Source organism: Hugenholtzia roseola DSM 9546 (assembly GCF_000422585.1).
GTDB lineage: Bacteria > Bacteroidota > Bacteroidia > Cytophagales > Bernardetiaceae > Hugenholtzia > Hugenholtzia roseola.
Genome location: NZ_AUGI01000068.1, coordinates 1 through 6,838, shown reverse-complemented (window position 1 = coordinate 6,838; position 6,838 = coordinate 1). Strand labels below are relative to the sequence as shown.

Below are 6,838 nucleotides of genomic sequence, written 5' to 3'. Positions count from 1 at the left end.
GTAGAATCGGCTGAATTTGAGCTACTTAGCTATGTTGCGCCCGACATTCGCATTGTGCAAAATGGCAATGTTTTGGAAGCGACACTTTCCGAAAACGTCCCTTTTATATGGCAAATTTTAGATAGAAATTTGGGTACAAATGGTGAATTTGTAAGTGTATCAGGTTCGGAAAATCAGTTGATTTTCACGCCTACACAAAATGGCAGCTATCGCGTTTTGGCTACCTATGGTCAGGATTGTCAGACGGCTTCGCGTAGCAAAACCTTTGCAGCGATTACTTTGGGCGAGGAGGAAATGCCTGAAAATCAAGGATTTAGTGTTTTTCCGAATCCTACCCAAGACCGCGTAACGTTGCGTTTTGAAGCGAGCCAAAAAGAGTTGCAAATTCGCCTATATGATGCTTTGGGCAGAGAGCTTTTGCGCCAAACTTGGACAAATGCGCAAGAAGTGAGCCTTGATTTGGGTAAATTTGCCAATGCGGTTTATACGTTGCAAATTGTTTCCGACGAGATGCAGCAAACGGTTAAGATTGTAAAAGAATAGCGAAACCGTCGCCGAGGGCTTTGCCCGTCGGCGAGGTTTGAAAACCTTTTCTTTTTCTTTTTTTTGGTCTGCGACCGATTTGTTTTTGTAAAAAACTTGTTTTGACAAAGCCGTCGGCGAGGGCTAAGAGCCTCGCCGACGGCTTTTTTTTTGTTTTGAAAGGACTGAAAATGAAGCGTTAAACAAAATGGCTTTGCCTATGAAGATGAGGTTTTCAGTTCCCCAGAATGTCGTAAAATTAGAATAGAATAAAACAAAGAAAGTCTAAAAATTGGAGTTGAAAAAATCTAATCCATTTTCTCTTTTTTTCTCTTTTTTAGGCAAAAACACAAAAAAAGAAAACATTTTGTTAAGAAGTATTAAGTTTTTTGAGATTTTTTCGTCCCTGATGCGCTATTTTTTCGTATATTGCGATAGTTTTTCAACACTGTTTTGTTTCACACTACCCTTTATCACAACATACTTGCAACATGTCTGTATTACATTTTTTATATCATTATTTTAGATAAATACTGGTGTAAAAACAGAATTTTACTATTAGGTTGGATAATAATTTTTAGTTTATTTTTAAATTCATAAACATGCAAAACTTCCTGCAAAGCGTTGTTTTGTTGCTTTTTATCTGTGCAAAACGAGCTTTTGGTGCAAAAAAACCTTTTCTGAGCGATATTGTGCCAAATAAAACCAGCTTTTTTTCTCAATGTGATTGCGATAAATCCTTTCAAGTTTGGGCGAGTCGGCATATTGAGCGGCAGTCCGCCGCATTTCAATCCTTTTCAAAAACTTTAACCCTTATTTGATGTATGAAAACTAAAATTTTATACTTATTGATTTGCTTATTGCTGCCTGTCAGCGGGTTGCAAGCACAGTGGACAAATGTAGGCACAGCGGGATTTTCAGCGGGAGCTGTTGAAGACCAAAGTTTAGCTTTTCACCCCACTACGCACGAACCTTACATAGCTTATCGTGATAATGCGAATGGCAATAAAACTACTGTTATGCGCTATGATGGCACTAATTGGGTCAATGTAGGGACGGCAGGATTTTCAGGAGGTGGGGCGCGATTTCAAAGTTTAGCCTTTCATCCGACTACACACGAACCCTATGTCGCTTATCGGGACGATACCAATGGCGATAGAACTACCGTGATGCGTTATAATGGCACAAGTTGGGTCAATGTAGGCATAGCAGGCTTTTCAGCGGGTGCATCGCGACTTCAAAGTTTAGCTTTTCACCCTACCACTTATGAGCCGTATGTTGCTTATCGTGATATTGCGAATGGTTTTGGTACTACTGTGATGCGCTATAATGGTACAAACTGGGTCAATGTAGGCATAGTAGGGTTTTCAGCGGGTCAGGCAGAGTACCAAAGTTTAGCCTTTCACCCGACGACTAACGAGCCTTATGTAGCCTACCGTGATAATGCGAATGGCAATAAAACCACTGTGATGCGCTTTGATGGCACAAACTGGGTGAATGTAGGTACAGCGGGATTTTCGGCGGCTGGGGCATCATATCAGAGTTTAGCCTTTCATCCGACTACGCACGAACCTTATGTCGCTTATAGTGATTTTCCAAATGGACTTGGAACTACTGTGATGCGCTTTGATGGCACAAACTGGATGAATGTAGGCACAGTGGGATTTTCGGTGGGAAGCGCACTTTACCAAAGTTTAGCCTTTCACCCGACGACTAACGAGCCTTATGTAGCCTACCGTGATAATGCGAATAGCAATAAAACCACTGTGATGCGCTTTGATGGCACAAACTGGGTGAGTGTAGGTACAGCAGGATTTTCGGCGGCTGCGGCATCATATCAAAGTTTAGCCTTCCACCCGACCACTTATGAACCCTATGTCGCTTATCGTGATGCTGCCAATAGTTATGGAACTACCGTCCTGCGCTTTGTTGGTTCGCCTAACATATCGGTATTGGGCAATAGCACAGCGATTGTCAGTGGCAGTGCGGCAGTTTCGGCAGCGAATCACACGGATTTTGGTAGCCTGCCCGCTTGCGTAGGGACAAGCCAAACACGTACTTTCACGATACAAAATACAGGCTCTGCCATACTTAACCTTACAGGCACGCCTTTGGTAAGCATGTCGGGTGCTGGTGCTGCTATGTTTAGTGTAAATATTGTTCCTGCTTCGTCTATTGCACCTTCTCTAAGTAGCACTTTTGAAATTACCTACCTGCCCACAGCCGCAGGCACGCATGAAGCTACGGTTAGCATCGTGAGCGATGACCCAGATACGCCAAACTTTACTTTTTTAATTAGAGGGGTTGGTACAAATGCAGTAAATCCACTTATCGTCTGCCCCACGAATATTACGGTCAATAACGAATCGCCTATTTGCGCAGGCACGCGCGTGTGTTATCCTTTTCCTACGGCTACAGATAACTGCCTGCCTTATAGTGCGCCCATCACGGGCTATACTTATTTGGGTTCTATTGGTACGCAATCTTACTACATTTCTAATACAGAGATGGATTACCCGACGGGCTTGGCAAGTTGTAAGTCAAATGGAGGCTACATGGCACAAATCGGCGACGCAACGGAAGATGCACAACTTCGCACTTGGGTAACGGCTCATTTTGCAGGTTCGCCTGCACCCTATTTTGTGGGTTTCACCGACCTTGTCATTGAAGGCACTTTTGTTTGGGAAGACTGCTCTAATATGGGCTATACGAATTGGGCGGCAGGCGAACCTAATAACTGGGCAGTAGGGGGCGAACATGCAACGACGGTTTTGGGAAATGGGCAGTGGAATGACTACCCAAGTTATTTCTCTTTTAGACATATTTTAGAACTTAACGGCGCGTATATTACACAAACAGCAGGCTTGCCGCCTAATAGTGTTTTTCCTATTGGCACAACGACTAACACTTTTACAGTAACAGACGCAGCAGGGAATACAAATACTTGCTCTTTTGATGTAGTAGTAAATCCATTTATTGTTACGGTGAGTCCGCCTCCTACTTTTGATTGTCCCGCCAATATCTCGGTCAGTGGTGACCCACTACTTTGCGGTGCTACGGTTACTTTTCCAACTCCCTCGATTTGTGATGCGGTGAGTATTGTACAAACAGCAGGTTTAGCCTCTGGTTCAGTCTTTCCCGACGGCGTAACAACGAATACTTTTGTAGTAACTTACACTTCAGGAGCTACTAGCACCTGTTCTTTTACGGTTACGGTGAATGTTCCGCCTACTTTGGTTTGCCCTGCTGACGTTTCGGTTAATAGCGACCCTAACGTCTGTGGAGCTGTGGTCAATTACTCGATACCTACTTATTGTGCCGATTTTACAATTTCTCAAACATCGGGATTGCCTTCTGGTTCTCTTTTTCCCGTTGGTACGACAATAAATAATTTTGTTTTAGCAAATGCAGCAGGTAATATTGTTAGTTGCTCTTTTACTGTTACAGTAGCTGACACCAATAGTCCCGCTATTAGCTGCCCGACGAACATCTCAACAAATGCAGCAGTAGGTACTTGTGCGGCTACCGTTACTTATCCCCTGCCTACTTTCTCTGATGAGTGCGTCAATTACAGCGAACAAAACCTTTTATCTACTAATTTTACAGGCGGGGTTAACTTTCGGGGTAATATGTTTGACCTTACCGCTGGTGCTTTGCCTGTACAGATAAATTCGTTTAGACAGAGATTTGGCGGTACTGGCACGACAACCATGTTAGTTTATTATAAAGCTGGTACTTATATTGGTTCAGAAACAGATGCAACTGCTTGGACGCTCTTAGGAACTGCCACGGTAACTTCACCGGGTACAGGGGCTGTTGTAGATGTCCCTATAGGAGGGTTACAAATCCCCGCAGGGGCGGTTTATGGCATTTATATCACCACAAATGGAACAGGTCCCAGCATTAGGTACAGCTCCCCTATGGCAAATACCTATTCTGATGCAAATCTTACCATCACAACGGGGGTAGGCAAGGAATACCCTTTTGGGGCTACCTTCTCTCCGCGTACTTGGAACGGCACAATAAATTATTCCGTGCCTATTCCGAATACGGTAGTCGTTTCACAAACGGCAGGTTTGGCTTCTGGTTCAGTATTCCCGGTAGGCACAACAACCAACACGTTTGTCGTAACGGATTTGGCAGGCAATACCGCCACTTGTAGCTTCGATGTAACGGTTGCGGATAGTGAAAATCCGACGATTACTTGCCCTGCGAACATTTCGGTCAATAACGACGCTGGAGTTTGTGGTGCAACTGTAACTTATACCGCGCCTACCTTTGCAGATAATTGTGCAGGTGCAACGGTTTCACAAACGGCAGGTTTGGCTTCTGGTGCAGTCTTCCCGGTAGGCACAACAACCAACACGTTTGTCGTAACAGATTTGGCAGGCAATACCGCCACTTGTAGCTTTGATGTAACCGTTACGGACAACCAAAATCCGACTATCGCTTGCCCTGCGAACATTTCGGTCAATAACGACGCTGGAGTTTGTGGTGCAGCCGTAGCTTATACCGCGCCTACCTTTGCAGATAATTGCGCAGGTGCAACGGTTTCACAAACGGCAGGTTTGGCTTCTGGTGCAATTTTCCCGGTAGGCACAACAACAAATACTTTTATCGTAACGGATTTGGCAGGCAATACCGCCACTTGTAGTTTTGATGTAACGGTTACGGATAATCAAAATCCGACTATTACTTGTCCTGCAAATATTTCGGTCAATAACGACGCTGGAGTTTGTGGTGCAGCCGTAACTTATACCGCGCCCACCTTTGCAGATAATTGCGCAGGTGCAACGGTTTCACAAACGGCAGGTTTGGCTTCTGGTTCAGTATTCCCGGTAGGCACAACAACCAACACGTTTGTCGTAACGGATTTGGCAGGCAATACCGCCACTTGTAGCTTCGATGTCATTGTTACGGATAACGAAAATCCGACGATTACTTGTCCTGCAAATATTTCGGTCAATAACGACGCTGGAGTTTGTGGTGCAACTGTAACTTATACCGCGCCTACCTTTGCAGATAATTGCGCAGGCGCAACGGTTTCACAAACGGCAGGTTTGGCTTCTGGTGCAATCTTCCCTATTGGCACAACAACCAACACGTTTGTTGTAACAGATTTGGCAGGCAATACCGCCACTTGTAGTTTTGATGTAACGGTTACGGATAATCAAAATCCGACGATTACCGCCCCTGCTGCCGTTAGTGTCAATGCTGACGCTGGACTTTGCACCGCTTCGGGTGTGGCTTTGGGAACGCCTACGACGGCAGATAATTGTACCTTTGCAGTTACAAATAACGCCCCTGCTACTTTCCCACTTGGCAATACGACCGTTACTTGGACAGTATCAGACGGCGCAGGAAATACCGCCACTGCTACACAAGTTGTAAATGTAAGTTTTGCAGGCACTTTGACTTATTCTACCTCTACTTTCACCGAAAGTACACCTACTTCGGGTCAGATGGGCAATAGCATTACGATAACTGCTCCTTGTCCCATTTTCGCAGGTGCAAATGGCGATGATTTTGTGGCAAATGGTTGGGTTTCGGTTACAAACATTCCCGCAGGTTTAACGGCAGAGATTATCAAAATTGACGACCAAACGTTATCTTTTTCTTTGGTAGGAAATGCCAGTCCGCATACGCCAAATGAAAATGTAACGGATTTGACAGTTGCTTTTGATGACAACGCGTTTTTGTTTGGCAGTGTGGCGGCAAATATTGTAGGCAGCAACCGCAATGATTTAGTGGTTGATTTTAAAGCCTTAGTATTACCTAATTTGCCCCCTTGTCCAACGGTAGAAAATTTGGCAGCGACTCCGCTTTCATCAAATTCTATCTTGCTCACTTGGGATTTGCCTGTGGGCGTGGAGTATGTGGAGGTTTATCTCAATGGAACGGTAATAGCGAATCTTCCTATTCCTCAAAGCTCTTTTGTGGTAGAAAACCTCTCCCCCAGCACCCTTCATCATTTTGAAATTCGCACCCTTTGTAATGCTGCGTTTTCTAATATGATGGTCGTCTATGCTTCTATTGATGCCACAACCCTACCGACAAGCGCAAGCCTCGAATCGGTGCGCGAAGTTTGTGGCAGTGGCAGAGTGGTACTTTCCGTATCAGGCAAAACAGATTGGCAGGGTATTTATCGTTGGTATGAAAATGAAACCGACACTACGCCTATTTTTGAAAGCGCAAATGGCATTTTCGAAACGCCAATCCTAACCGAAAGCAAAACTTACTTTGTGAGCATCTTCGAATTGGGACAAGAAGGCGAAAAAGTGCCTGTCATTGCCTTAGTCAATGAAGCCTACGAAGC

The 6,838-nt window shown here is 44.6% G+C and carries 3 protein-coding genes; all 3 read left to right on the top strand.

Annotated elements, in window-relative coordinates; translation table 11 throughout:
• Nucleotides 1-543: T9SS type A sorting domain-containing protein (locus G500_RS22840; RefSeq protein ID WP_035756739.1), on the top strand; the 543-nt coding region annotated here is incomplete at its 5' end.
• A 581-nt stretch (nucleotides 544-1,124) separates the two neighbouring features.
• A complete protein-coding gene (locus tag G500_RS25955; RefSeq protein WP_161626104.1) occupies nucleotides 1,125-1,343 on the top strand; it encodes a hypothetical protein in 219 nt (72 codons plus the stop codon).
• Nucleotides 1,344-1,346: 3 nt separating this feature from the next.
• Nucleotides 1,347-6,838, top strand: a 5,492-nt coding sequence (locus G500_RS22835; protein ID WP_035756737.1) for an HYR domain-containing protein, incomplete at its 3' end; no start/stop codon positions are given.

Coding starts and splice junctions, on each gene's coding strand:
- G500_RS25955 (WP_161626104.1), top strand. CDS start 1,125: ATGCAAAACTTCCTGCAAAGCGTTGTTTTGTTGCTTTTTATCTGTGCA.